25 protein-coding genes are annotated in these 23,100 nt (G+C 39.4%); 9 read left to right on the forward strand and 16 right to left on the reverse strand.

Going from position 1 to position 23,100, the window contains the following annotated elements; all coding sequences use genetic code 11:
• Nucleotide 1 precedes the first annotated feature (1 nt).
• The 7 genes from ribD (at nucleotide 2) to HDT10_RS09815 (ending at nucleotide 7,538) form a co-directional block, all read left to right on the forward strand.
• Nucleotides 2–1,063, forward strand: a complete 1,062-nt coding sequence (gene ribD, locus HDT10_RS09785) for a bifunctional diaminohydroxyphosphoribosylaminopyrimidine deaminase/5-amino-6-(5-phosphoribosylamino)uracil reductase RibD (RefSeq protein ID WP_290882910.1) — start codon at nucleotides 2–4, stop codon at nucleotides 1,061–1,063.
• A 513-nt stretch (nucleotides 1,064–1,576) separates the two neighbouring features.
• A complete protein-coding gene (gene rpsB / locus HDT10_RS09790; protein ID WP_290882912.1) occupies nucleotides 1,577–2,368 on the forward strand; it encodes a 30S ribosomal protein S2 in 792 nt (263 codons plus the stop codon).
• Between the two features lie 9 nt (nucleotides 2,369–2,377).
• Nucleotides 2,378–3,445, forward strand: coding sequence for a translation elongation factor Ts (tsf, locus tag HDT10_RS09795; RefSeq protein WP_290882915.1), 1,068 nt, complete (start codon nucleotides 2,378–2,380; stop codon nucleotides 3,443–3,445).
• A gap of 15 nt (nucleotides 3,446–3,460) precedes the next feature.
• A complete protein-coding gene (locus HDT10_RS09800; RefSeq protein ID WP_290882917.1) occupies nucleotides 3,461–4,105 on the forward strand; it encodes an ABC transporter ATP-binding protein in 645 nt (214 codons plus the stop codon).
• A gap of 14 nt (nucleotides 4,106–4,119) precedes the next feature.
• The gene (locus HDT10_RS09805) at nucleotides 4,120–5,430 is read left to right on the forward strand and encodes an MFS transporter (protein ID WP_290882918.1); all 1,311 of its coding nucleotides are present in this window, start codon (nucleotides 4,120–4,122) and stop codon (nucleotides 5,428–5,430) included.
• Nucleotides 5,431–6,213 (forward strand): flagellar biosynthetic protein FliR, encoded by a 783-nt coding sequence (gene fliR / locus HDT10_RS09810; RefSeq protein ID WP_290883080.1) that lies wholly within the window; start codon nucleotides 5,431–5,433, stop codon nucleotides 6,211–6,213. It abuts the gene before it with no gap.
• 95 nt (nucleotides 6,214–6,308) lie between these two features.
• Nucleotides 6,309–7,538, forward strand: coding sequence for a multidrug effflux MFS transporter (locus tag HDT10_RS09815; protein WP_290882921.1), 1,230 nt, complete (start codon nucleotides 6,309–6,311; stop codon nucleotides 7,536–7,538).
• Between the two features lie 10 nt (nucleotides 7,539–7,548).
• Here the strand turns inward: HDT10_RS09815 and HDT10_RS09820 are convergent, their stop codons facing one another.
• Genes HDT10_RS09820 through HDT10_RS09830 form a run of 3 tightly spaced genes read right to left on the reverse strand, consistent with a single transcriptional unit; the run spans nucleotide 7,549 to nucleotide 10,349 of the window.
• Nucleotides 7,549–8,457 carry a tetraacyldisaccharide 4'-kinase gene (locus HDT10_RS09820; protein ID WP_290882924.1) on the reverse strand — a complete coding sequence of 303 codons (909 nt, stop codon included), beginning with the start codon at nucleotides 8,455–8,457 and terminating at the stop codon, nucleotides 7,549–7,551.
• On the reverse strand, nucleotides 8,457–9,587 hold the full coding sequence (locus HDT10_RS09825; RefSeq protein WP_290882927.1) for an aminotransferase class I/II-fold pyridoxal phosphate-dependent enzyme: 1,131 nt from the start codon (nucleotides 9,585–9,587) through the stop codon (nucleotides 8,457–8,459). The genes HDT10_RS09820 and HDT10_RS09825 overlap by 1 nt, the downstream gene beginning before the upstream one ends.
• Before the next feature lie 9 nt (nucleotides 9,588–9,596).
• Nucleotides 9,597–10,349, reverse strand: a complete 753-nt coding sequence (locus HDT10_RS09830; RefSeq protein ID WP_290882928.1) for an NAD+ synthase — start codon at nucleotides 10,347–10,349, stop codon at nucleotides 9,597–9,599.
• A 127-nt stretch (nucleotides 10,350–10,476) separates the two neighbouring features.
• On the opposite strand from HDT10_RS09830, the gene HDT10_RS09835 reads away from it, so the two are divergent.
• Both HDT10_RS09835 and HDT10_RS09840 read left to right on the forward strand, forming a co-directional pair.
• Nucleotides 10,477–11,370, forward strand: coding sequence for an OmpA family protein (locus HDT10_RS09835; protein ID WP_290882930.1), 894 nt, complete (start codon nucleotides 10,477–10,479; stop codon nucleotides 11,368–11,370).
• Between the two features lie 19 nt (nucleotides 11,371–11,389).
• Nucleotides 11,390–12,784, forward strand: a complete 1,395-nt coding sequence (locus tag HDT10_RS09840; protein ID WP_290882933.1) for a chemotaxis protein CheX — start codon at nucleotides 11,390–11,392, stop codon at nucleotides 12,782–12,784.
• Nucleotides 12,785–12,881: 97 nt separating this feature from the next.
• Here HDT10_RS09840 and HDT10_RS09845 read toward each other — a convergent pair whose 3' ends face one another.
• The 13 genes from HDT10_RS09845 to aroQ are packed head-to-tail and all read right to left on the reverse strand — an operon-like array spanning nucleotide 12,882 to nucleotide 23,093.
• On the reverse strand, nucleotides 12,882–13,703 hold the full coding sequence (locus tag HDT10_RS09845) for a hypothetical protein (protein ID WP_290882935.1): 822 nt from the start codon (nucleotides 13,701–13,703) through the stop codon (nucleotides 12,882–12,884).
• Nucleotides 13,636–13,938 (reverse strand): hypothetical protein, encoded by a 303-nt coding sequence (locus HDT10_RS09850; RefSeq protein WP_290882938.1) that lies wholly within the window; start codon nucleotides 13,936–13,938, stop codon nucleotides 13,636–13,638. The genes HDT10_RS09845 and HDT10_RS09850 overlap by 68 nt, the downstream gene beginning before the upstream one ends.
• A gap of 16 nt (nucleotides 13,939–13,954) precedes the next feature.
• Nucleotides 13,955–14,416: a Holliday junction resolvase RuvX gene (ruvX, locus tag HDT10_RS09855; protein ID WP_290882940.1), complete on the reverse strand. Its 462-nt coding sequence runs from the start codon at nucleotides 14,414–14,416 to the stop codon at nucleotides 13,955–13,957.
• 12 nt (nucleotides 14,417–14,428) lie between these two features.
• The gene (gene hemW / locus HDT10_RS09860; protein ID WP_290882943.1) at nucleotides 14,429–15,547 is read right to left on the reverse strand and encodes a radical SAM family heme chaperone HemW; all 1,119 of its coding nucleotides are present in this window, start codon (nucleotides 15,545–15,547) and stop codon (nucleotides 14,429–14,431) included.
• Between the two features lie 19 nt (nucleotides 15,548–15,566).
• Nucleotides 15,567–16,412 carry a flagellar motor switch protein FliY gene (gene fliY, locus HDT10_RS09865; RefSeq protein WP_290882944.1) on the reverse strand — a complete coding sequence of 282 codons (846 nt, stop codon included), beginning with the start codon at nucleotides 16,410–16,412 and terminating at the stop codon, nucleotides 15,567–15,569.
• Nucleotides 16,413–16,420: 8 nt separating this feature from the next.
• On the reverse strand, nucleotides 16,421–17,482 hold the full coding sequence (fliM, locus tag HDT10_RS09870; RefSeq protein WP_290882946.1) for a flagellar motor switch protein FliM: 1,062 nt from the start codon (nucleotides 17,480–17,482) through the stop codon (nucleotides 16,421–16,423).
• On the reverse strand, nucleotides 17,475–18,179 hold the full coding sequence (locus tag HDT10_RS09875; RefSeq protein ID WP_290882949.1) for an RNA polymerase sigma factor FliA: 705 nt from the start codon (nucleotides 18,177–18,179) through the stop codon (nucleotides 17,475–17,477). Before HDT10_RS09875 ends, fliM begins: the two co-directional genes overlap by 8 nt.
• Nucleotides 18,163–18,558: a hypothetical protein gene (locus HDT10_RS09880; RefSeq protein WP_290882951.1), complete on the reverse strand. Its 396-nt coding sequence runs from the start codon at nucleotides 18,556–18,558 to the stop codon at nucleotides 18,163–18,165. The genes HDT10_RS09875 and HDT10_RS09880 overlap by 17 nt, the downstream gene beginning before the upstream one ends.
• A gap of 18 nt (nucleotides 18,559–18,576) precedes the next feature.
• A complete protein-coding gene (locus tag HDT10_RS09885) occupies nucleotides 18,577–19,434 on the reverse strand; it encodes a P-loop NTPase (RefSeq protein WP_290882954.1) in 858 nt (285 codons plus the stop codon).
• A 1-nt stretch (nucleotide 19,435) separates the two neighbouring features.
• Complete coding sequence (gene flhF, locus HDT10_RS09890) at nucleotides 19,436–20,875, reverse strand: flagellar biosynthesis protein FlhF (RefSeq protein WP_290882956.1); 1,440 nt, start codon at nucleotides 20,873–20,875, stop codon at nucleotides 19,436–19,438.
• The gene (folK, locus tag HDT10_RS09895; protein ID WP_290882959.1) at nucleotides 20,872–21,537 is read right to left on the reverse strand and encodes a 2-amino-4-hydroxy-6-hydroxymethyldihydropteridine diphosphokinase; all 666 of its coding nucleotides are present in this window, start codon (nucleotides 21,535–21,537) and stop codon (nucleotides 20,872–20,874) included. The genes flhF and folK overlap by 4 nt, the downstream gene beginning before the upstream one ends.
• Nucleotides 21,538–22,581 (reverse strand): M24 family metallopeptidase, encoded by a 1,044-nt coding sequence (locus tag HDT10_RS09900; protein WP_290882961.1) that lies wholly within the window; start codon nucleotides 22,579–22,581, stop codon nucleotides 21,538–21,540.
• 20 nt (nucleotides 22,582–22,601) lie between these two features.
• On the reverse strand, nucleotides 22,602–23,093 hold the full coding sequence (gene aroQ / locus HDT10_RS09905) for a type II 3-dehydroquinate dehydratase (protein WP_290882964.1): 492 nt from the start codon (nucleotides 23,091–23,093) through the stop codon (nucleotides 22,602–22,604).
• Between the last annotated feature and the right edge of the window lie 7 nt (nucleotides 23,094–23,100).

The raw sequence follows: 23,100 nt of genomic DNA on the forward strand, positions 1-23,100 counted from the left end.
ATTGCACCACACAAACGCAGATGAATTTTATTTAAACCTTTGCCTGCAAAGTGCGTGGCAAAACCAACTTATCTCCTTGCCCAATCCCGCTGTTGGCGCGCTCGTGCTAGACCAATATGGTGCAATCCTTAGCATAGAATCCCACCAAGAATGTGGCAAGCCACACGCGGAGGTGCTTGCATTCCAAAAAGCCTATGCTGCCTTAAGCGGTGATAATGCAATCTTATCTTTAAGTGATTCTGCACAAATTCATAACTATCTATTAAATTCCGCAAAGAGTCTCTTTTGTGATTCTACCCTCTATGTCTCCTTAGAGCCTTGTAGCAGCGCAAAAAATGGTAAAACTCCCTCGTGTGCGGAGCTTCTAAAATTCCTTAAACCCAAGCGCATTGTGATTGCCTCAAAAGACATAAATCCAAATGCTCAAGGTGGTGCAGAAGAGCTAGAACAATGCGGAATCTCTATCACCAAAGCTTGGGAAACAGAGAGTCTGCATTCCATTCATCAACGCGCCAATGCCCTCTTGGCACCTTTTGAATCCTTACAGACAAAGGGGCGATTCTTGCTTTATAAATATGCTTGCAGGCTAGATGGCAGTATCAATGGCGGGCAAATAAGCTCCAAAGCAGCACAAGCACAAATGCACAACTATCGCGCCAAAGCAGACTTTTTGCTCGTTTCTGGCAAAACGATAAGAGAGGATACACCAACGCTTGATTCTAGGTTCGCGACTTTAGAATCCAAACGCGCACCCAATGTATTGATTCTCACACGAGAGAGAAACTTCTCTACCGATGCGCCACTTATGAATGTGCCAAATAGAGAGGTAAGGATAATCCACTCACTAGATTCTGCATTGCAAGGCACAAGCGGCTTCATTCTGTGCGAAGGAGGAGCAAGGCTTTTTGAAACATTGCAACCCCACATTGATATGCTTCTTGTGATTCTTAACCCAAGTTTCTATGCAGATTCCACCCTCACAATGCGCTTAAACCAATCATTTCACCTCGTCCATAGTATGCAAATAGGAGACGATTCATTCCTTTGGCTGTTGCCAAAATAACCAAATCTTCTTGTATAGAATCTTTACGAAATTTCGTAAAGAATCGCGATAACCCTTGCTATTGCGGGAATACGCGATATTTGCGACACGCGTCATCGCGAGACGCACAAAGCGCAACGAAGCAATTCCATAATCAAAATTTCACCAATTGCTTTGCGATTCCATTGCTTAAATTGACTAAAGCTTAATATTATAGATTGCCACGACAATCTAAAGATTTTCTCGCAATAACGCATTAGAAAGATTACTATGCAAGTTTTGCAAAATGCCCGCAAGCACTAGAGGCAGAATCACAAACAGATAACCAAGCCTCGTAATAAATACAAAAACATCAGGATTCCACTTTTTAGAATCCCATTTAAGAGCTTTTATTTAGCTAAATTTAAATAATTTTTCAGTATTATATCTGCCTTTTGATTTTATCAAAACTCGCACACGCTAATCCTAGTTAGGTTGCGCAATTTGCGTTAAGGAGCGTGGAGGGAAAACCAAAACAACAAATAGGAGAACACTATGGTAACAATGAAAGACCTTTTAGAATGTGGGGTGCATTTTGGACACCAAACAAGACGTTGGAATCCAAAAATGAAAAAGTATATTTTTGGCGTGCGCAAAAATATACATATTATTGATTTACAAAAGACTTTGCGTTATTTTCGTTATACTTATAATATCGTGCGTGATGCAGCAGCAGAGGGCAAGGTAATAATGTTTGTTGGCACGAAAAAACAAGCAAGCGAAACTCTCAAACAATACGCAGAAAGCATTAATGCTCCTTATGTAAATTATCGTTGGTTGGGCGGAATGCTGACAAACTTCGCAACGATTAAAAAGTCTATCCGCAAACTTGAAATCATTGAAGAAATGGAATCTAGCGGGCAAATTGACTTGCTAACCAAAAAAGAAAAATTGATGATTCAACGCAAAAAAGAGAAATTAACGCGTTATTTAGGTGGCGTGCGTCATCTTAAAAAAGCTCCAGATATGATTTTTGTCATTGACGCGGCAAAAGAAAAAATCGCCGTAGCAGAAGCAAGAAGACTTGGAATCCCTGTGGTTGCACCATTAGATACAAACTGCGACCCAGATATGGTGGATTATCCGATTCCGGGCAATGACGATGCGATTCGTTCTATTCAGCTATTTTGCAAGGAAATGGCGGAAGCAATTACAGAGGGACGCGCCATTGCAGGCGGTGAAGCACCAACACAACAAGTAGAGCCTACTCCTGCGAGTGAAGAGGAAAAACAAGAAGTGATGGAAGAAATTATGAGCGAAGAAGATTTCGCAAAAAGTGTAGAGTAAGGAGAGATAATGGCAGAAATTAGTGCGCAACTTGTAAAACAACTCCGCGATATGACAGATGCAGGAATGATGGATTGCAAAAAGGCTTTGGTAGAAGTGGGTGGTGATTTAGAAAAAGCCGTAGAATACTTAAGAGAAAAAGGATTGAGCAAGGCTGCTAAAAAAGCCGATAGGGTTGCGGCAGAAGGAAGCATTGCGATAAAAGTTTCCAATGACTTCAAAAAGGTAAGTATGGCAGAAATCAACTCCGAAACAGACTTCGTAGCCAAAAATGATGGTTTTAAAGAATTAAGTGCGAAAACTATCGCAATGGTGCAAGATTCTAATGTTTCAAGTGTAGAAGAATTGAATACTTTGGATTTTGAAGGCGTGAAATTTGAGGAATACCTTAAATCTCAAATTGCAAAAATTGGTGAAAACATTGTCGTCAGAAGAATCGCAAAGGTTGAAGCCAAAGGAAGCGGAATCGTGAATGCCTATGTGCATTCTAATGGGCGCGTAGGCGTGATTATCGCATTGAAATGCCAAAAGGAATCCAATGCAAGCAAGTTAGCGGATTTTACCAAAAATTTATGTATGCACGCTGCGGCAATGAAGCCACAAGTGATTAGCTACCATTCCTTTGATTTGGACTTCATCAAAAGCGAAAAAACAGCCATTATTGCCGAACTTGAAAAGGAAAATGAAGAGTTAAAACGACTTGGGAAGCCTTTGCATAAGATTCCGCAATACATTAGCCAATTAGAACTTACCGATGAAATCTTGAAACAACAAGAGGAGAAGCTAAAAGCAGAATTAAAGGCACAAGGCAAGCCAGAACAAATTTGGGATAAGATTCTGCCGGGACAATTAGAACGTTTCAAGGCGGATTCTACAATTTTAGACCAAAGATTGACATTGCTTGGACAATTTTTTGTAATGGACGACAAAAAAACGATTGCACAAATCTTAGCAGATAAATCCAAAGAGCTTGACGATAGCATTGAAGTAGTGGATTATGTGCGTTTTGAGCTTGGAGAGGGAATCACAAAACAAGTCGCTAGCTTTGCTGATGAAGTAGCGGCGCAATTAGGCTAATTTTAGGGGCTTTACTTGGCTTCTTTGGTAGCTGAAAATCTTTCTTTTGGCTATGATTCTCCTATTTTAGAAAATGTAACTTTTAGCCTCAATGCGGGCGAGACACTTTCTATTATGGGAGTTAGTGGAAGCGGTAAAAGCACGCTTTTGCATATCTTATCTAGTTTTCTAAAACCACAAAGTGGCAGAGTGAAACTTTTAGACAAAGATATTTATCAGCTCCCACAAGACGAATTGCTTGCTTTAAGACGTGATGAAATCGGAATCATCTTTCAGTCTCATTATTTATTTTTAGGGTTTAATGCAGAAGAAAATTTAGAGGTTGCCTCCTTGTTGAGCGGTCAAAAGATTGACGAGGAACTCTTGAGTTTGTTTGGAATCTTGGAGGTTTTGCCTTTAAATATCGGCTCTTTAAGCGGCGGGCAGCAGCAACGTCTCTCCATTGCTAGGATTCTAACTAAAAAGCCCAAAATTATTTTTGCAGACGAACCCACAGGAAATTTGGACAGAGAAACTGCTTTTAATGTAATGGAACTTTTGTTTGATTATGTGAAATTTACGCAATCTTCTCTTGTTTTTGTTACGCACGACCCTATTTTAGCTCATAAGGCTCTGCACGCTTATCGCTTGGAGAAAACACAACTAATACCTTTAAGATAACTTGAGATAGTGCATTGGAACAGCTTAAAACGAGCACGATATACCGCAATATCCTTTTGCTTATGCTTGGACAAGGCTTAAGTGGCTCTCTTGTTTCGTTATTGACGCTTGCTACACCACTTTGTGCACAAAACCTCATTGCCTCATCGCAAGCCTTATCCCAAAACCTTGTAACCCTGCCTGTTTCTGCAACAGTGTTGGGAGCATTTTTGATGATATATAATGCCTCAATTTTTATGGCAAAATGGGGTAGAAAAAAAGCATTCATATTTGCTTCTACCTTAGGAATGTTTGCCTCAATTCTTGCAATGATAGCCATTATCTTACATTCTTTTTGGCTTTTTTGCATAGCAACGCTCTTACTCGGTGGCTTTAGTGCTTTCAATCAGTATTACCGCTTCGCTGCTTCGGAAGCTTTTTTGGATTCTCGTATTAATGATATTCATGCCAAAAATAAAGCAACGGCGTTAGTTGTTGGTGGTGGAATTTTAGGTGCAATCTTGGGTCCATTTCTGGCAAGTTTTGGAGCAAATTTCTTTATAACGCCACCTTTTGATGTTGCATTTTTTGGCTCATTTTTCTTTGCATTTCTACTCTGTTTTTGTGCCCTTATTAGTTCCATTTTTCTTGAACTTGCTTCAATACAAACAACAAAACGAGAAACAAAAAAAGATACCCAAAACATATTATGGATTCTTTTAAAGGATAAAAGCTTTGTGCTGGGCACTCTAGCTTGTGCCTTTGGCTTTAGCTTCATGACACTTTTGATGAACGCTGCACCACTTGCCATGCACCATACACATTTTGATTTAAATGAAAATCAAACAGTGCTTCAATGGCATTTTATTGCAATGTATTTACCATCTATTTTTTTAGGATTTTGGCTCAACAAAAGCACACCACAATGTATCATTTTCTATGGAATCCTTGCCTATATTCTTAGTATTGTTATTGCTATCACAGGAGTTGGATTCTATTCTTTTTTCTTTGCGCTTTTGTTTCTAGGAATTGGCTGGGCTTTTGTATTTAATGGTGGAACATTTTTACTCAATGCCATGCCAACATCTGCCTACAAACTTAAGGCACAAGGGTTAAATTCATTCTTAACCTACCTCTGTAATTTTATTGCTTCTATGTCTGTGGGTTTTGTGTTACATTCTTCCGAAGGCTGGGTCATATTAAATCTGATTGGCGCAGCAGCCCTTGCTTGTTTTGTTGTTATTTTTATTTATCTACAAAGAAGCATTATGCAATCTTATCTCAACCCCTTAAACATTTTTAAATGGACAAAATGGCACAATACACGCAATGGACGCAAAAGGTAAATAATGGAACTCCTAGCTTATTTGACAGAGGGTAATGTCGCAAACTTTCTACTCTTGCTACTGCGATTTGCCGGGATTATCGCCTTTTTTCCTTTTTTTGAAAACCAAATGATTAATAATTCCATTAAAGGCGCATTGATTTTTTGGCTCACGATTGTATTTATTCCTCTTTTAGATGTTGTACCTCCGGCGAATTGGACAATTTTGCGCTTTATTGTCGCAGGACTTTCTGAAGTTATGCTTGGATTCCTTGCTTCTGTGGCACTTCAAATCGTATTGGGTATGGTTTCGTTTGGAGGAGAATTAATGTCTTTTGCAATGGGATTAACCATTGCGAATGCCTATGACCCAATCACAGGAGCACAAAAGCCAATCGTTGGGCAATTACTGACACTCCTTGCCCTGTTGATTGCTTTAGGGCTTGATTATCATCACCTCTTTTTTTATTTTGTAGCAGAGAGCATTCAAGAGATTCCATTAGGCGGCTTTATGTTTGCTCCAAACTATATTGAATACATTGTCAAATCCTTTGCGAATCTTTTTGTCATCGGGCTTACAATGTCTTTTCCTATCATTGCTCTGATTCTCTTATCGGATATTATCTTTGGTATGATTATGAAAGCGCACCCACAATTTAACTTGCTAGCGATTGGTTTTCCTGTGAAGATTGCAGTCGCGTTTGCGGTGCTAGTCGTGATTGTTCCTGCGATTATACTGCATTTCAAACGAGAATTTTTGAGTGCCTTTGATGCGCTCACGATTCTGTTTCAAACAAGTTTCTAGCACAACTTTCTAAAGTAGCAAAAGTTAATAAGTGTTTTAATAAATTTTAATTTTTTAAGCCCTATAATCATTTTTAAAATTACTCGGGATTTTTTATGCGACAAGTTTCTTCTTATCAAGGCTTTGCAAAGGCTAAACTCATTTTTATTTTGGCTTTTATGTCAAGTTTAGCACCCTTAACGACAGATATGTATTTGCCTGCACTTGGGGAGGTGCAGGCGACTTTTGCTACCACACCCTTTTATGTGCAACTCTCTCTTGCTGTCTTTTTTGTCGCTTTCGCGCTTGGGCAGTTACTCTATGGACCTTTGAGTGATATTTATGGCAGAAAAAAGCCTCTTTATGTTGGAATCACACTTTTTATTGTCGCAAGCCTTGCGTGCATTAGCTTTGATTCTGTGGATAGCTTCATTACTTTTCGTTTTTTGCAGGCACTCGGGGGCTGCGCTGGTGTCGTGATTGCGCGCGCAATCATTAATGATAATTTTGAACTCAAAGAAGCCGCAAGTGCGTTTGCTTTGATGATGGTTGTCTCTAGCCTAGCACCGATGCTTGCTCCCGTGTTTGGAAGTTTTTTGTTGGATTATTTCTCGTGGAAAAGCATTTTTGCCACACTCTTTGCGCTTGGGATTCTACTTTTTGTGCTGATTGTGTTTGGAATCCAAGAAAAAAACCCAAGCAGAGGGGAGAAGTTGGATTTAAAGAATATTTTATCTAACTACAAATGTATCTTGAAAGATAGGAGATTCCGCATTTATGTTTTGTCTGCAAGCTTTGTTATGGCGACAATTTTTGCTTATATTACAGGCTCATCGTTTATTTTTCGTGAATATTTTGGCTTGAGTGAAAAGGCTTATGGAATCTTGTTTGGTGTGAATGCCATTAGTTTTATGATTTTTGCAAACATTAATGCAAGAATCGTGCGCAAATATTCACCCTATGCGGTGTTGCCCTATGCGTTTGTTGTGATGTTTGGAATCGCATTGGTGTTGATTGTCGTGGGGTGGTTGGACTTGGGATTTTTGCCTTTTGAGATTCTTTTGTTTTTAATGCTTGGAATGAATGGCTTTATCGTGCCTAATACTACCACACTTGCGATGGCGCGGTTTAAACAAATCTCCGGGAGTGCTTCGGCGATTTTAGGCACAGCACAATTTGCCTTTGCTGGTGCGATTTCCTTTATCGTAGGTGCAGTGGGGGCAAATACTCCTTTTCCCTTAGCCTTAGTCATCGCGTGTTGCTTGCTTTTGGCGTGTGGAATCTATTTCTCACTCAATGCAAGAGAAGTGAGAAATTATAAACGCAAGTTTTTGAAATTTATGTAATTTCGGTAGTTTAGTTTTGCGATTCTTTGGCAATATAATCTTGAATTGCTTGTTTGATTGCAGGATTAATCTTGATTTCCAAATGCAAAATAGAGAGTGGCAAGCCAAATTCCTCAAGTTTTGTTGCGTCTTTTGGTGTAACTAAAAGAGAAGTGGCATTGAATTGTGCATATTGTTCTAATATTTTTGTTTTGTCAAAAAAAGAATGATCTTTTAAAAGAATCTTGCCCACGACATTTGGCAGATATTTATCCAAGCGCGAGGGATTCGCAATAGCGGTAAGAAGCAGCATTCTCTCCGTAGGATAGAGTAATTGCACTTCGCGCGCATAGTCTATGCCCTCTTGAGCCAAAATATCCGCGACTTTGTAAGCACTTTTATGCTCGCGATATGCGCCACTAGGGATACAAAAGTCAAAGTAGGGTTCAAGCTTTGGTTTGAGTAAGATATTTAGTTTCTTGAAATTGAAGCGGAATCCATCGTCTAAAAAGATGACTTTAGCCCCTAGTTCTTTGGCTTTTAAAATAGCATTTTTACGATTTTCGCTGACAATGACGCTAGAGGTTTTTAGGGTTTTTGCTAGCATTATGGCTTCATCGCCAGCGGTTTGCACATCGGTTTGGAGGTTTCCTTGAATGCTGACGATTTTTAACCCTTTGCTTTTTCTCCCAAATCCGCGCAAAATCACGCAAGAGTCTTGATAGTCTTTGGCAATTTCTAGGATAAAGGGAGACTTGCCACTCCCGCCTAAAACAAGATTCCCCACACTGATAATGGGAATCCCAAAATCATAAAAAGGCGCGAATTTTCGCTTGAGGGTTGCGATGAGGCAATAAATCAAGCTAAAAGGCAAAAGGCAAAAGGCAAGAAGTTTTTGTAATGTGCTAGGGGCAAAGAAATATCGTTCAATCTTACGCATTAGACGCGCTCGCTTGCAAGGCGCAAAACTTGTTTGCAAACATAGTCTATGTCGTCTTTTTGCATTGCACTATAAATAGGCAAACTTAGAATCTGCTGGTAGTTTTTAAGTGAGATTGGGAAATCGCTAATCTTATATTTATATTTGTTTTTATAATAGCTTAGCAAATGCAATGGCACGAAGTGAAGCGCAGTTTCTATGCCACAATCTTTTAATTCACGCGCGAAATGGTCGCGATTCTTATCTACTTTAATAATAAAGTGAAAAAAAATGTGTTCGCGCTTGACGCTTGGCATAAAGAGGTGGGGAGCGTCTTGCAGGGTTTGAATATAGTGCTTAGCAATCTCTTGACGCTTTTTGATGATGTAATCAATGCGTTTGAGTTGGCTTAGACAAAGTGCGGTATCAAGGAGGCTGATATTGTATTTATTGCCAATTCCTACGACATCATAGAGATATTGCGGGCGCGTGCTTGTTATGCGTTCGCTTACGATTCCGTGATAGCGGAGCAGCATTGCTTGTGAAGCAAGCTCATCGTCTTGTGTTGTGAGCATTCCTGCTTGTGCAACAGGATTTGAGGAATCTAACACGATACTAAAAATGCTTGCAAAGCTACGATGAGAGCCGATTTTCAAACCATTGTGTGTTAATCCTAATGCCATCGTGGCATCTTCAATGATTTTGATATTATGCTCTTCGGCTAAATGGTAAAAAGGCTCTATATCGCAGTTTTGCCCTGCAATATGACTAATAATAATTGCACGCAGTTTCTTGCTGCCGATTCTTTCTAGGGTTTCTTTGCATTTTTGTAATGAAATCAAAAAGGTATCTTCTTCAATATCTACAAAGATGGGTTCGGCGTCAAAATGCCGAATCATTTCTGGAAACATTGGGTGGCAATTCACAGGGCATAGAATCTTATCTCCGCGCTTCAAGTCCATAGCAAAAAGGCATAAATGAAAAGCGGCTGTCCCGCTAACTGCCGAAATTGCGTGTTTGATGCCAATGTATTTTTTAAATTCTTCTTCAAGTTCTAATACGATATTATGACTTGGATTTTCTAATACACTAAGAATCGCATCTCTTTCTGCTTCGGTAATATCGGGGATAAAGTAGGGAATGTTTCGCATAGGTTTCCTTTAAATTTGCGCAATTTCTGGCATTTTACGTTTGAAGTCAAAGCGTGCGATTCTCTCTTGGACTAATTCCAATGCCGCTTTAGGTAAATTTTGCTTTAGAATCTCGCTTTCGTCTGCGCCTTTTTCTAATAGTAACATAATTCTATCCAAGATTGCATAAGAGAATCCTAGCTCTTTTTCATCGCTTTGCCCCTCATATAAATCTGCGCTTGGTGCTTTTTCTATGATATTTTTTGGAATCTCTAGGAGATGTGCTAGTGTGTAAATTTCTGTCTTGTAAAGGTTGCCAATGGGGTTAATGGCGCAAGCTAAATCACCAAAGATTGTTCCATAACCGAGCAAAAGCTCGCTTTTATTGCTTGTGCCAACAACTAGGGCGCGGTGTGCAAAGGCATAATCATATAAACAAATCATTCGCAATCTTGCACAAAGATTTCCTATGCGTGCAGAATCCAAGCCTTGTAAAGTCTCTTCCAATGCACTTTGGGGCTGATTTAGGCGGAGAATTTGATAAAAGATTCCAAATTGCTGACACAATTCTAATGCGTCATCTAAACTTGCTTTAGAAGATTGTTTGGAGGGCATTAAAAGTGCTTGGTGGCTTTGGGGGAAAGCAAGCTGACAAAGGCGTGCAACGACTGCAGAATCAATACCGCCACTAAGCCCAAATACGACAGATTGGAAACCCCTTGCCTGCACTTTGGTTGCAATAAATTGGACAAGATTTTGTTTAATGATTTCAAAATCTCTCATTTTAATTGCCTTTATATGGATAAATTTTACATTGAAATTAAAAATTAAATACAAAATTTCAATAAAATTTATATTATAGCCAAATTTTTAGATATAATATAAACTTTATATTGCTTAAGGAGAAAACATGAAAAAAGTTCTTGCGCTTTCATTGGTATTAAGTGGCTCACTTTTTGCGGCGAATAATTTATTTGAAATTACTCCGCAAGTGGGGGGCACTTTTCATATTAAAAATGATCGCTATAAAAATACTGCGGAGTTAAGCTATGGTTTGAAATTTGCGAGTCGTGTCGCACCAACCGTGCTTACAGAAATTGGTTACGAACGTGCAGATAGTGCAAAAGGTAGCCAACCAAGACAATCTACGGATATTAATCGTTACTATGTGAATCTTGTCAAAGAATTTGAAGTATGGGAAAAAACCTCTCCTTATATTTTAGGGGGTGTTGGTTATGAGGACTTGACTCGTAATTTCCAAAATATGGATAGTGATTTCTTTGTGCAATATGGTATAGGATTGCGCCACGAGATTGCAGAGTATCTTCACTTAAAAACTGAAGTTCGTCATTTGGCTAGCTTTGATGGACGCAGTGATGTGATTGCAATGGTTGGCTTTAGCATTCCGTTTGGAACTTATGCACAAGCAGAAGCTCCAGAACCTACACCAGCTCCAGCATTGTCTCATATCCATACTTTCTCTGTGCAGTTCCCATTTGATTCTTCAAATGTTGCACCAGAATACAATGCAGAAATTGTAGATTTTGCAGAGTATATGAAACAAAATCCAAACCAAACAGCAATCATCAATGGGCATACAGATTCCACAGGAAATCCAGCCTACAATCAACAATTGTCTGAACGTCGTGCAACAGCAGTTAAAAATAAAATTATAGAAGAAGGAATCTCTGCGGAAAGATTAGAAGCAAAAGGTTATGGTGAAACAAGACCAATTGCGGATAATGCGACAAAAGAAGGCAGACAGAAAAACCGAAGAGTTGAGGCAGAAGTTTATACTAAATAAATTTTAGAGGTTTGAGGAATTGAGACCAGTCATCAAACAAGATGTAGCTATTTACGCGCCAAATGTATGTTTGGAAATGAAAGAAGCCAAAGAAATCTGCGGTGTGCTCGTTTCTAATAGCGCGACAATTCGTTCGCTTGCATTGAAAGCAGTTTATTTTTCATTTGAGCACATTGCGCGATTTGATGAGGGGGCTGCGATTCTTATCGCAAAGGCTCTGCTTGCAATGCAAAATAAAGTAAGCATTGCCGTAGCCTTTGTCGGTTATAATGATAGCCAATTTCCCAAATTAAAATCCCTCTTTCCTAACAAAAGCTTGCCGCTCTTTCGCACAGAATATATGGCAAGTCTTTTGCTCGGGCTTAAAACCCCTCCATTGCATCAAAGCATTATTTATCACGATAGTGATGGAATGATGCAAACACTCATTTCCCAAGAATTAACCGCAAAAGGATATGAAGTAATATGTGTCAATAGTGGTGAAGAGTTTATGGATAAACGTCGCCAATATCTTGACAAGGCAATTTATCTTTATGATATATATTTTGATGTAACCAATAACTTCATTCCCGTTACAATTAATAGCGGAATCGTCATTTATACACTTTATAAAAAAGTAGATAAAAATATTTCGCTTTTTTTCAATATTCAAGCACATAATTCGCGTTTAAGAGAGGGTTACAAAGTTTTTATTTTTGATGCAAGCGATACAAAAGACTTTAATCTTGCAGTGCTTGATTTTATTATGTCTTTAGCTCTTAATAATACGAAGTTTGGGGCTTGTATCGCGATTTGTGGGCTCAAAACCCCTTTAGACCATAGCAAACAAGAACTTTGTGCGCGTAGCAATATTTTGTTTTTTGATAATATAGAGAAGTGTAGAAATGACCCAAAAATCAAAGAGCTTGCTAAAGCGCATCAAGCCTCACAGCAAAAAAGCAAAGGATTAACCAAACATTTGGTTGCACAATTACCTGTGTTTGTTAATGCTGCAATTGAAACTCTTTCTTCTTTGACGGGAGGAGAGGCGAAACGCACGGATTATAAGGTAACCAAATATAATAAAAGCAATGAAGCGGATATTATGGGGGCAACGATTACCTTTGAGGGAGATGTTAATGGAATCGTGGCACTTTTATTTACTAAAACACTTGTAAAAGAGGCTTCTATGATGCTTTTGGGGGAAGAATCCCAAAGTGATGAAGAGTTGCTAGACGTGATTTCGGAATTTACTAACATTATCGCGGGTCGCTCTAAAGCTGTGCTCGCGGAAAATAGCGTTTCTATCGGGATTTCGTTACCGAAAGCCTTTAAAAACGAAGACGAAATCTATCGGGTGCTTACAGGCAAGCAAGGTGTGCAAATTAACCTACTTCTCAATAATAAGTCTCTGATTTTATTCTTGGCACATTAGCCAATCTTACAAAATTAAGCAAATCCTTAATGTATTATGGATTGTCATAAATTACTCTTGCAATGGTGAAAAATCTCGCTATTTGTATTTATAAATTTTAAGGTTTTTTATTATAGCAGATGGATTCTAAATCAAGAGTGCTCCAACTCCTATTTACTAAGGGTTTACCTCGTAAAAACTTTAATAATGCTTGTTTTTTAGTCATTGAGAAAACAGAGGTACGCACGAAACTCCCGCTAAGGAAACTAATGCAAATTGCAATGTCTCTTTTGCAACATTCTTTGAAAGTTCGCTCATCAAAGGTTTCATTTTTAAACTCTTTTGCAAAAAAGATTAATTTTCTCCCAAGATAATCCACTTCTTTATCTAAGAAAAATGCTAGATTGGAAGCGATTCCAGCCCCTTTGCTGTGAAATGCTTGCAGATTACAATTCCCAAAGATACAGAAAGGAGAATCCTGTTGGCTAGGGATATAGATTTTTTCATTCTTATAAATGGTAGTTCCTAAAGCCTTAAAATGCGCATTGTCTGGGCTAAATTCTGTGGTAGCTTGGAGATATTCTGCAAGGGTTTGTGCGGTTAATCTTGCACCTTCAGAGGAAATATAGTGTCCTTTAGCAAATAAATGCGTTGCGGAATCCTTTTTATGTCGCATAAAAACAGGAAAAATATCCACGACTTCCACATCATTTTTTAGGAGTTCCAAAGTCATTTGTCTAAATTGTGGCAGGGTGGAAGCACCTTTTAGGAAAGTGGAATCTTGAGCAACTAATTCGGGATAAACGCTAAGTTTGAGAGGGAGAGAGACATAAATCAAACGTGTTTGGAATCTTTTGAGGGCTTGGCTTAGTTCAACAATATGATTTACAGGGCTTTTCGCCCCCCCCCCAACTTTTTCGCTTAAAGGTAAAAGGAGCAAAGTAAGCCGCGATATGGTGGTCTAGTTTATCTTGGGATTGGATTTTTGTAACCTTATGGCTGACAAATTTATCTAAAAATCTCCAACGATAAAAAGGGCGCAAAGCCTCCCTAAAAGCTTTGAGGTTTTTAAATTGACTCTTAAAATCTCCAAATTGCTCTATTTCTTGCAAAAGTGAGTGGATTTGTTTTTGGCGATATTCTTGTATTGCGTTTTCATTGCTTTTTATCATCATTTTTTCCTTTAAGATTTTATCGTGGAATATTACCTGAATTTTCCAAATATCTTTCTAAAATCACGAGGGCTGCGAGAGAGTCTAAACTCCCATCTCTGCTGTTTGCCTTTTTGCGAGATTTCTTATCCTCTAGCTTTTGTAGTGCCTCAAGGGAGCTAAAGCTTTCATCAAAGAAAATGACTTCAAGATGAGGTGGAATCGCAAGTAGGCTGACAAAATGCCGAATCCTCCGTTGCATTTCCAAGATAGGATTAGAATCCTCTAGGGAATCGGATTTGAGATTCATAGGGATTCCAACAATGAGCAGGTTAGCTTTGGATTCTAAGAGAAGTTGGCTCACTTCTTTGGCAGCTTGATTGCGATTTTTGCGTAAAATTGGCGGGAGGGGTAGAGCGATGTTTTGGATTGCTTTTGCGACTCCGATTCGCTTTAGCCCTATATCTAGTGCGAGTATGATACGTTGTGTGGAGTTTTCCATATTTTTCCTTGATTAGCCGACAAAGAGGGCAATTGCATCGCCCAAAAAATAATCCTGCGCATAAACCCTCTTATCGCATTTCCTTACTTTTCCTGCTTCTAATAGAATCGCTAGATTTTGTGCGTTAGGGATTCTTTCTATTGCTACACCCACACAGGAGCGGAATCCTAGAAACAAATGCTCTAAAAGCTGGTCTTGTGGGCTCAAGATTTCCTCCTCCTCGCTAAAGCCTAGCAAGAATTTTTCAATGCTTTTTGGCATTGTTGTGCGCACTCCCGCAAGAGTGCCAACTGCCCCCGCCCCAATGCCCAAATAACCCTTGCCACTCCAATATCCAAGATTGTGTAATGAGGGCTTGTGTTTTGTGTAATTGCTGACTTCGTATTGCGCAAATCCCGCCTCTTGCAAATAGGAGCTGACAAAATGCCCAATGCTCAAAAATCCCTCAAATTCTTTGTCAGAATCTTTGATAAGGGAATTTCCAAATTTCTTTTGCTGTTTCTGATAGAATCGGCTTCCCTCATCTAGGCTTAAATGATAAGCCGAAATATGACTAAGAGGCAAAGCGCAAGCAAGCTTTAATTCGCTCTCTAAGAGGTTTGCACTGCATAAAGGCGTGCCATAGATGAAATCTATATTGAGATTCTCTAGTCCGACTCGGAATGCCATTTCTACCGCACGATAGACGGAATCTTTTTTATGGTCGCGTTCCAAAAAGGCAAGCTTAGTGTCATCAAAGCTTTGCACGCCCAAGCTTAAACGATTCACGCCCAAGCTTTTAAGGGTATTGAGCCATTCTAGGCTTAACGAATTGGGATTGGCTTCAATGCTGATTTCCGCTTGTGGTTGCAAGAAAGAGGAAAATTCCGCAAACACCAGTGCGTATGCGCTAAAATCTATGAGATTCGGAGTTCCGCCGCCAATATAGACAGAGGTGATTTCAAGACATTTATATTTATCTACAAGATTTTTGAGTTTATAGGAAACATATTTGGCTAAAGCTTCCATATAGGACGTTTTGAGATGATTTTTGTCGGTTTGAGAGTTAAAGGCACAATATCCGCATTTGCTATTGCAAAAAGGAATATGCAGATAAAGAGAGATTTCCAGAGGTTTGCTTTGCGATTCCACAATTTAATCTAAACTCGCATTACAACAACTGCTCTATTCTATCTTTTTTCGGCGCAATTTCAGTGATTTGGATACCGAAGTTTCCATCTACAATGACAACTTCGCCTTTGGCGATGACTTTGTCATCTACAAGCACTTCTAAGGGGTCATTTGCGAGTTGGTTGAGCTCTACAACGCTTCCAATATCCATTGCAATCACATCTTTAAGGAGCATTTTTTTCTGTCCGATTCGCACCTTTACTTGTAAGCGCACATCTAAAAGCATCGCCATATTTTTCATTTCAGAGTTACTCAAATCTACTTTGGCTTGTGCCTCACTATTTCCCCCTGCGGATTCTACACTTGGAGCAGCTTCTTGTGTGCTTGGATTGAAATGATTTTCAAATGCGCTAGAAAAGGCAAAGTATAGGGAATCTTGGATTGAGCCAATATGAAACGCAAAAGTATAGAATCCGCTAAATTGCGAAAGCCCCAAATCTCCATCGGCTAAGAAGTTGATATTTTCAAGGGTAAAGCTAAGTTTGGGTAATTCCTTTTGTCCTCCAAGCGAAGTAGAGATAGCCCCAAAAATATTAGAAGCAATTTCTTTTGTAGCGTCCAAATCGTCCGCTTCCATAGAATCTCTGCTCTCTCCTTCTCCTCCTAACATCATATCCGCAAGAGCAGTTGCGACTTTAGGAGAGATAAAAAGGGCAAGGGTTGCGCCATCTTCTGTCTTAATATCAATTTTTGCCATAGGAGGTTTGATAGAATCGCTTTTGCCATCTTGTGCTTCAATGTGGCTCACTTCTGGCGCACTCCCAAGCAAACCTTCAATGGTCGCGGTTGTTTCTTGGATAATGAGTTTTAAAAAATCCTTTAGCATATTCCCTCCTAGTCTTCTTCAATTTCGTTTGCTCTGGACTTGCGTTGCGCTTCAAGCATTTCAATGATTTCTTTGACTTGGTCTTTTTCTGTTTTTATCATCTCTTTGACTTCAATCGTCTTGCGGTAGCGGTGCAAACCAATGCCCGCAAGGAATTTCTCACGTCCATCTACATTGATGATGACGGTGTCATCTGCTGGGCGGTCAAGCCGCACAATGTCCCCGATTTCTAAATCTAATATCTCGTGTATATTGAGTTTAGTCTCCCCAAGCATTGCTGCGACATTGACTTTTGCCCCACCCAAAAGAGCTTGCAATTCTTTGTTACGTGATTTTTTGGAGCTTGTTTCACTCAACATAATATCCCGACTAGCCAAACGTGAGAGCACGGATTCTAGCGAAATAACCGGATAGCAAAGGTTCATCATTCCACTACTATGCCCAATGATGATTTCCATTACCACCATAATAACGATTTCATTTTGTGCAACGATTTGCACGACATTGGGGCTAGATTCCTTGACATCTACTGTGGGAAAAATTTCTGTAACAGGTGCCCAAGCGTCTTTGAGATTCTGCATCATTTGACGCAAGATTGTGTCTAGCAAATTAAGCTCAATATCGCTAAATTCACGCGTGGATTCGTAAGGGTCTCCTTTGCCTCCAAGCAGCCTGTCAATCATTGGGAATGCAATGCTTGGGTTGATTTCTAAAACCCCCGTACCATCAAGTGGCTTCATAGAGAAAACATTGAAGCTTGTAGGGCTTGGCAAACTCATCAAAAATTCCCCATAAGTCATTTGGTCTACACTATGGAGTTGAATCTCTACAATAGAACGCATAATCGCCGAGATTTGAGAGGATAAAGCCCGCGCCATTTTGTCGTGGATTCCACGAAATGCACGTAATTGCTCTTTACTAACGCGGTTTGGACGCTTGAAGTCATAAAGTGTAATTTGGTGCTGATGGACGACAGAGGGCTTTTCCGCGATTTCGGGCTCTGCACTACTATCATCATCTACAACTTCTAACAACGCATCAATTTCTTCTTGACTTAATATATCAGCCATTTAATCCCCTTTCCCCGAGGTATTGTCGGATTTTACGAATCACGGCTTTATGCAGTTGGGAAACCCTTGATTCTGTAATCTCCATTACCTCGCTAATTTCTTTAAAGCTCAATTCCTCAAAATAATAAAGTTGAATCACAAGCTGTTCGTTTTGTGTTGCTTGCTCTAAAATCTGTTCTATGATTTCAACCAACTCTTCCTTTTCTATATGCTCTAATGTCGTTTCACTCTCTGTGCCTAATTGGTCTTCTAAAGGCATTACGCCATAGATTTCGCTTGCGATTCTTGCTTCTTTGATTTTCTCTTCTTCCTCACCTAACAATTCGCTTAGATAAGCATTGTCTGGCTCTTCTTGATGTTCGTTATAATAAGCCGCAATGGCTTTATCAATGCGCTTGATTAGAGTGCGCGTTTGGCGCGAAATATTATCTAGGCTTCGTAAATAATCTAGCATTGCTCCTTGCACACGAGGTTTTGCATAACCCCAAAACGAATCACTAATCGTGCTATCATATCTGCGTGCGATTTTGATAAGCTCTTCTGTGCCAATAGATACCAAATCAGAAAAATCCACACTAGCAGGCAAACGTTCTTTGAGGCGAAATGCCATTGCTTTAAGTGCTGGAAGATAATCAAGCGCAAGAGAATCTTGCGATTGTTTTAGTGCGGTTTGGTAGCCATTAGAAGTCGTCAGCATAATTATTTTTCTCTACCTCTTGTTTTTTAGTTTTGCTTACGCGTGCTTCCTCCTCCTCATCTTCGCGCATTGTTTTTTCCATTGTGCGTAAGAATCCACGAATTTTATTCGTGATTTTCTCGCGCTTATCAAACTCCTCAATGTATTCCTCTAGCAAATCATTATAAGCAGGTCTTTTAATTGTGTGCTCTTGATTACTTAAGAATCGCACAAACAATGAAACACTCACCAAAGTAATCAGATAGAATCCAACCGTGGAGATGAGTGTCCCTGCTACAATCATTTCGGGTTCATCAAATTTCAAAAAGGATAATAAGAGTCCGATAAAAAATCCATTTACAATCGCAAAACTTAGAAAATTATCCATTTTTAAAGACATTTTGTTTCCTTATATTTCCTAAAAATGACCTAAAATCTTTTTTAAGAATCTACCAAATCTTTTATCTTCTTGCACTAGCACATTTCGTTCCATTTTTTTGGCTAGTGTGCGTGCAATCTCTTCAATTTCCAAAGAAGAGGTAGAGTTGGGCTCTTCTTTCACAAAGATTCCGCGATTCTTGCTATAATGATTAATGAGGGTTGTTTTGGTTAGCTCCCCGATTAATTCAAGTCGGATATTGTTGATGTTTGCCTGTGCGATTTTTTGCACTTTTTGAAAAATCATCTGCGCTTCTGCGTGGTTTTTGGTCATATTAATGAGCATAAAGGTGCGTTCTTTGAAGCTTGCCGCAAGCTTGATTGTCGCATAAGCATCTGTAATGGCGGCAGGGTCTGGAATCGTAATCACAATGACTTCATCACTATTTTTTAAAAAAGTCTGCGTGTATTCGCCAATGCCCGCACCTGTATCAATGATGACGAAATCTAAATTGTCCAAAAATGCAGAATCCTCTATCAAGGTTTCAAACATAAATTCGCTTTTGTATCTGAAAATATCCGTGCCAGAATCTCCGGGTATGAGGTATAAATTTCTCTCTATGGGCACGATAATGTCTTTAAGCTTGGCTTGGTTTTTTAAGACGTGCAAGAGATTCTTTTCACAACGCACGCCAAACATAATATCCAAATTCGCAAGCCCAATGTCGGCATCAAAGATTCCGACTTTGAAGCCTAATTGCCAGAGTTTATAAGCGAGATTCGCACTAAAGGTAGATTTGCCCACGCCGCCTTTTCCACTTGTAATTGTAATGAATTTTGTGTTAGAGGTTTTAGGCGCATTGAGAAGCAATTCTAAATTTGCTGCTTGATTTTTCATTTTAGCCCTTAATGAGTCCATCAAGCAAGCAATCAATCAGAAAATCACTTGTTGCGACATTCAAGTCATTAGGCACTTCTTGCCCCACAGAAAAGTAGCTCACGGGCTTTTTGGTATCATAAATCAAAGAAAAAATATTCCCATAGCTGTGGGTTTCGTCTAGTTTAGTAAAAAGCAAAGTATCAATTCCTAATGTAGAGAAAGTATGATAAATATCTTTTAAGTCTTCGTATTTGGTGGTTGCACTCATTACCAAGCTGACATCAATTTTGCTATTTGGGTCTGCATTGACGAAGCTTTTGAGGGATTCTAGTTTGGCTCTATCGTGTTGTGAGCTGCCCACCGTGTCAATAAGGATATAATCGCAATATTTTAAAGAATCCAAGGCATTGACAAATTCTTCCGTATCTACCACTGTATCAATGCTTAGTTTCATTTTCTTGGCATAAAACATTAATTGATCTACCGCGCCGATTCTATAAGTGTCTAAGGTGATGATTCCTACTTTGTAATTTTTATTCAGAAGCCTTGAATAACGCGCAGCAAGTTTGGCTAGTGTCGTTGTTTTGCCCACGCCTGTTGGTCCAACGAGCATCATAATGTTTTTAGCATTACTGCTTAGATTTTCTGCTCTTGCATAAACCATTTTGCGCAAAACTTCCCTAAAGTATCGTTTGATAAGCACAGAATTTTCGCGCATTTTAATTGGCATTAATTCTAGGGTTAATTGCATAATTTTTTCTAAATGCTCTTTGGACATTCCGCTTGCTTTGGTGATTCTGTAAATTTCTGCAAATTCGTGCGGGATAATCAATCCATCACGTTTTGGTCCGCGCTCTTCCCAAAACATATTTTGAATAAGTTTGAGCTTGTCGTTTAGTCTGTCAATCTCACTGCGAATCAGGCGCAAATCGTTGCTTTCTGAAGCGGGAGATTCTTTCTTTTTAGCTTCAGCTTGAGATTCTTTATCCTTTGGCGGTTTTTTTGGTTTTTCCTCTTCTTTGTTTGGATTTTGGTTAGAGTCGAATTCCTTTGGAATCAGTGGCGTTGGATAGGGAGATTTGGGAGGGATTTTAGTCGCAACGCCTGCAAGTTGTGAGATTTGGCGTACTGCATCAGATAATTGCAAAGAAACATCATCAGGAAGCGTATTTTGCAAGTTTTGCGCCATACGTTTTTTTTCTAATTCTTTTTGTGCAATGCGTTCCAAGCGGTCAGCAATGTTATTGCTTTTTGTGGCAAGCGCATCGTTTTTTTGTTTTTCTTGCTCGGCTTTGGCTTGGGCATCTTTTAAATCCTCCTCGCTAATGGCGACAGAGATTTCATAACTCCCATCACTTAGCTTTTTTTGCGAGATGATTGAAAATTCATCGCCAAGCTCTTGCTTGGCTTGTGCTAATGCTAGGGTTGAACTTTCTCCCGTGTAAGTAAATAGTTTCATACTCTCCTCTCCAATAATGGAATCCTAACGCTTGCGCGTAAAGACCAAGCAATGTGTGGAATCTGTAAGTGCTTGAGACGTAAGCATTGGTTTTTAAACCCGATAATATCAATATCCAAAGTGCGCGGAGCGTTTTTGAAAGGACGTTTGCGCTGCCTCCCAAAAACGCGTTCCAAATACGCACAGAAACTCCAAAACTCCACATAACCAAGCTTGGTTTTAATCCATACAATCGCATTGTAAAAATCCGCTTGTGCCCTAAAGCCAAAAGCTGGATTTTTCAAAATAGATGAAATAGCAATTATAGCATTTTTATTTTTTAACCTTTTAAAAAGCTTCCAAAATGTTACCAAACATTCGCCACAATTTGCCCCAATGCCTAGAATCGTATAATGCTTAAGTTTGTGATAGGCTTTAAAGTGGCGATAGGGATTCTCTGGGCGCACGGAGCAAAATCGTGGAATCTTGGATTGCACGGCTAAGGGCTTGGCTTTAATGGGAGGGATTGCATAAATAAAACGTGTCATTTCGGCGTTGAGGTTGATTTGTCGGTAAGTTTTGATTCCAAAGTAATGCGAGCTTTTTTGTGATTTGTTTTTTGTGCAATAGAATCTTTGATAGGACTTTGTCGGATTGGTTTTGTCGTGTGCAAGGGATTTCATTTAGATTCCAAGCACGCGTGCGCCTTTGGCTTCTAGCACGACTAAATCTTCAATGCGAACGCCATAATGGTTGGGGATATAAATTCCGGGTTCGATAGAGAATACCATACCCTCTTGCAAGGTTGTCTGTGATTTTGACGCAATGATTGGCAGCTCGTGAATGTCTAGCCCGATTCCGTGTCCGGTAGAATGCACGAAATATTTGCCAAATCCCGCCTTTTCAATCACATTGCGTGCCAACGCATCTACTTCACAGGCTAGCATACCGGGTTTTGCGCCTTTGATTGCACATTCTTGAGCTTTTAGGACAATATCATAAATTTTTTGCAGTTGCGTATTTTTGAATTTTTGCTCTTTGGAGAATCGGATTCCGTTTTTGCCAAAATATCCTGTGCGCGTCATATCGGAACAATAACGTTTGTACTTTAGCCCTGCGTCAAAAAGCAATAAATCACCCTTTTGCAATTTATCTTTAGAGGGTAGAGCGTGAGGCTTTGCTGCATTTTTATTGATTCCTACAATGGGATTGAAGCTTAAGTCCAATGCGCCTTTATCGCTCAAGAATCCTTGTGATTTGAAATGCAAATAAGATTCCGCGCAATTTACGCCCTTTTGGCTAAGGAATTTTGCAAATTTGGCAAAGGCTTTAAAATTGAGTTTTTGGGATTCGTGGATTAGTGCAATCTCCGCTTCACTTTTGATGATACGTTTTTCTTGATGAAAATTTGGCTTGGGTAAGAAGTTGATTTTGAGGTTTTCTGTGAGTTTCTCAAAGGCAAAAACCGAAAATTCTTGCGGATTATAAACAAGGGTAGAATTTTCGTGTTTTTTCAGAATCGTACGTGCCGTTTGGATAAGCTCGCGTGAAATGAGAATTTCTACTGCGTATTTGTCGTGTTGGATAAATTCTTTCGCCTCTGTTTCATAACGTCCATCGGTGATAAAATAGCCTTGTTCCCCAAAGGCTAAAAACAAGGCATTATCGCAACTATAACCCACTTCAAAGTAAAGGGCATTTTCGTCTTTGATGATAAAGTTTTCCATTTGCCCTCCTTTAAGATGATTTATTGTTGTTGCGCGTTGGCTGCTGCTTGTTGTTTGCGTGCTTCTTTAATCGCATTAAGTTCTGTTAGAATCTGAACCAAGCCCTGTAATGCGAGATGATAGCCCATAGGACCAAATCCAGCAATCACACCTGCGCAAACAGCGGCGGTTAAGCTTTTATGTCGGAAGTCCTCCCTTGCGTGAATATTGCTAATATGCACTTCAATCGTTGGGAGATTCACAGCAGAAATCGCATCACGAATCGCAACGGAAGTATGGGAATAGGCGGCAGGATTGATAATGATTCCGTCATACTGCCCTAAGCATTCTTGGATTTTATCCACAATTTCACCTTCAAAATTGCTTTGAAAAAAATCTACTTCCAATCCGACTTGTTCCGCGTGTTGTTTGATATTTTGGTGGATTGTTTCAAGTTTTGCAGCTCCATAAACGCGAGGTTCTCGGATTCCTAACATATTGAGGTTGGGACCTTGGATTACCATTACTTTCATTTTTGCT

This window comes from Helicobacter sp., assembly GCF_014799995.1.
Taxonomy (GTDB): Bacteria; Campylobacterota; Campylobacteria; order Campylobacterales; family Helicobacteraceae; genus Helicobacter_D.

Excerpts from the sequence above, each read along its gene's own strand:
- rpsB (WP_290882912.1), top strand. The coding sequence starts at position 1,577 with ATGGTAACAATGAAAGACCTTTTAGAATGTGGGGTGCATTTTGGACAC.
- tsf (WP_290882915.1), top strand. The coding sequence starts at position 2,378 with ATGGCAGAAATTAGTGCGCAACTTGTAAAACAACTCCGCGATATGACA.
- HDT10_RS09815 (WP_290882921.1), top strand. The coding sequence starts at position 6,309 with ATGCGACAAGTTTCTTCTTATCAAGGCTTTGCAAAGGCTAAACTCATT.
- HDT10_RS09820 (WP_290882924.1), bottom strand. The coding sequence starts at position 8,457 with ATGCGTAAGATTGAACGATATTTCTTTGCCCCTAGCACATTACAAAAA.
- HDT10_RS09825 (WP_290882927.1), bottom strand. The coding sequence starts at position 9,587 with ATGCGAAACATTCCCTACTTTATCCCCGATATTACCGAAGCAGAAAGA.
- HDT10_RS09830 (WP_290882928.1), bottom strand. The coding sequence starts at position 10,349 with ATGAGAGATTTTGAAATCATTAAACAAAATCTTGTCCAATTTATTGCA.
- HDT10_RS09835 (WP_290882930.1), top strand. The coding sequence starts at position 10,477 with ATGAAAAAAGTTCTTGCGCTTTCATTGGTATTAAGTGGCTCACTTTTT.
- HDT10_RS09850 (WP_290882938.1), bottom strand. The coding sequence starts at position 13,938 with ATGATGATAAAAAGCAATGAAAACGCAATACAAGAATATCGCCAAAAA.
- ruvX (WP_290882940.1), bottom strand. The coding sequence starts at position 14,416 with ATGGAAAACTCCACACAACGTATCATACTCGCACTAGATATAGGGCTA.
- fliY (WP_290882944.1), bottom strand. The coding sequence starts at position 16,412 with ATGCTAAAGGATTTTTTAAAACTCATTATCCAAGAAACAACCGCGACC.
- fliM (WP_290882946.1), bottom strand. The coding sequence starts at position 17,482 with ATGGCTGATATATTAAGTCAAGAAGAAATTGATGCGTTGTTAGAAGTT.
- HDT10_RS09875 (WP_290882949.1), bottom strand. The coding sequence starts at position 18,179 with ATGCTGACGACTTCTAATGGCTACCAAACCGCACTAAAACAATCGCAA.
- HDT10_RS09880 (WP_290882951.1), bottom strand. The coding sequence starts at position 18,558 with ATGTCTTTAAAAATGGATAATTTTCTAAGTTTTGCGATTGTAAATGGA.
- HDT10_RS09885 (WP_290882954.1), bottom strand. The coding sequence starts at position 19,434 with ATGAAAAATCAAGCAGCAAATTTAGAATTGCTTCTCAATGCGCCTAAA.
- flhF (WP_290882956.1), bottom strand. The coding sequence starts at position 20,875 with ATGAAACTATTTACTTACACGGGAGAAAGTTCAACCCTAGCATTAGCA.
- folK (WP_290882959.1), bottom strand. The coding sequence starts at position 21,537 with ATGAAATCCCTTGCACACGACAAAACCAATCCGACAAAGTCCTATCAA.
- HDT10_RS09900 (WP_290882961.1), bottom strand. The coding sequence starts at position 22,581 with ATGGAAAACTTTATCATCAAAGACGAAAATGCCCTTTACTTTGAAGTG.
- aroQ (WP_290882964.1), bottom strand. The coding sequence starts at position 23,093 with ATGAAAGTAATGGTAATCCAAGGTCCCAACCTCAATATGTTAGGAATC.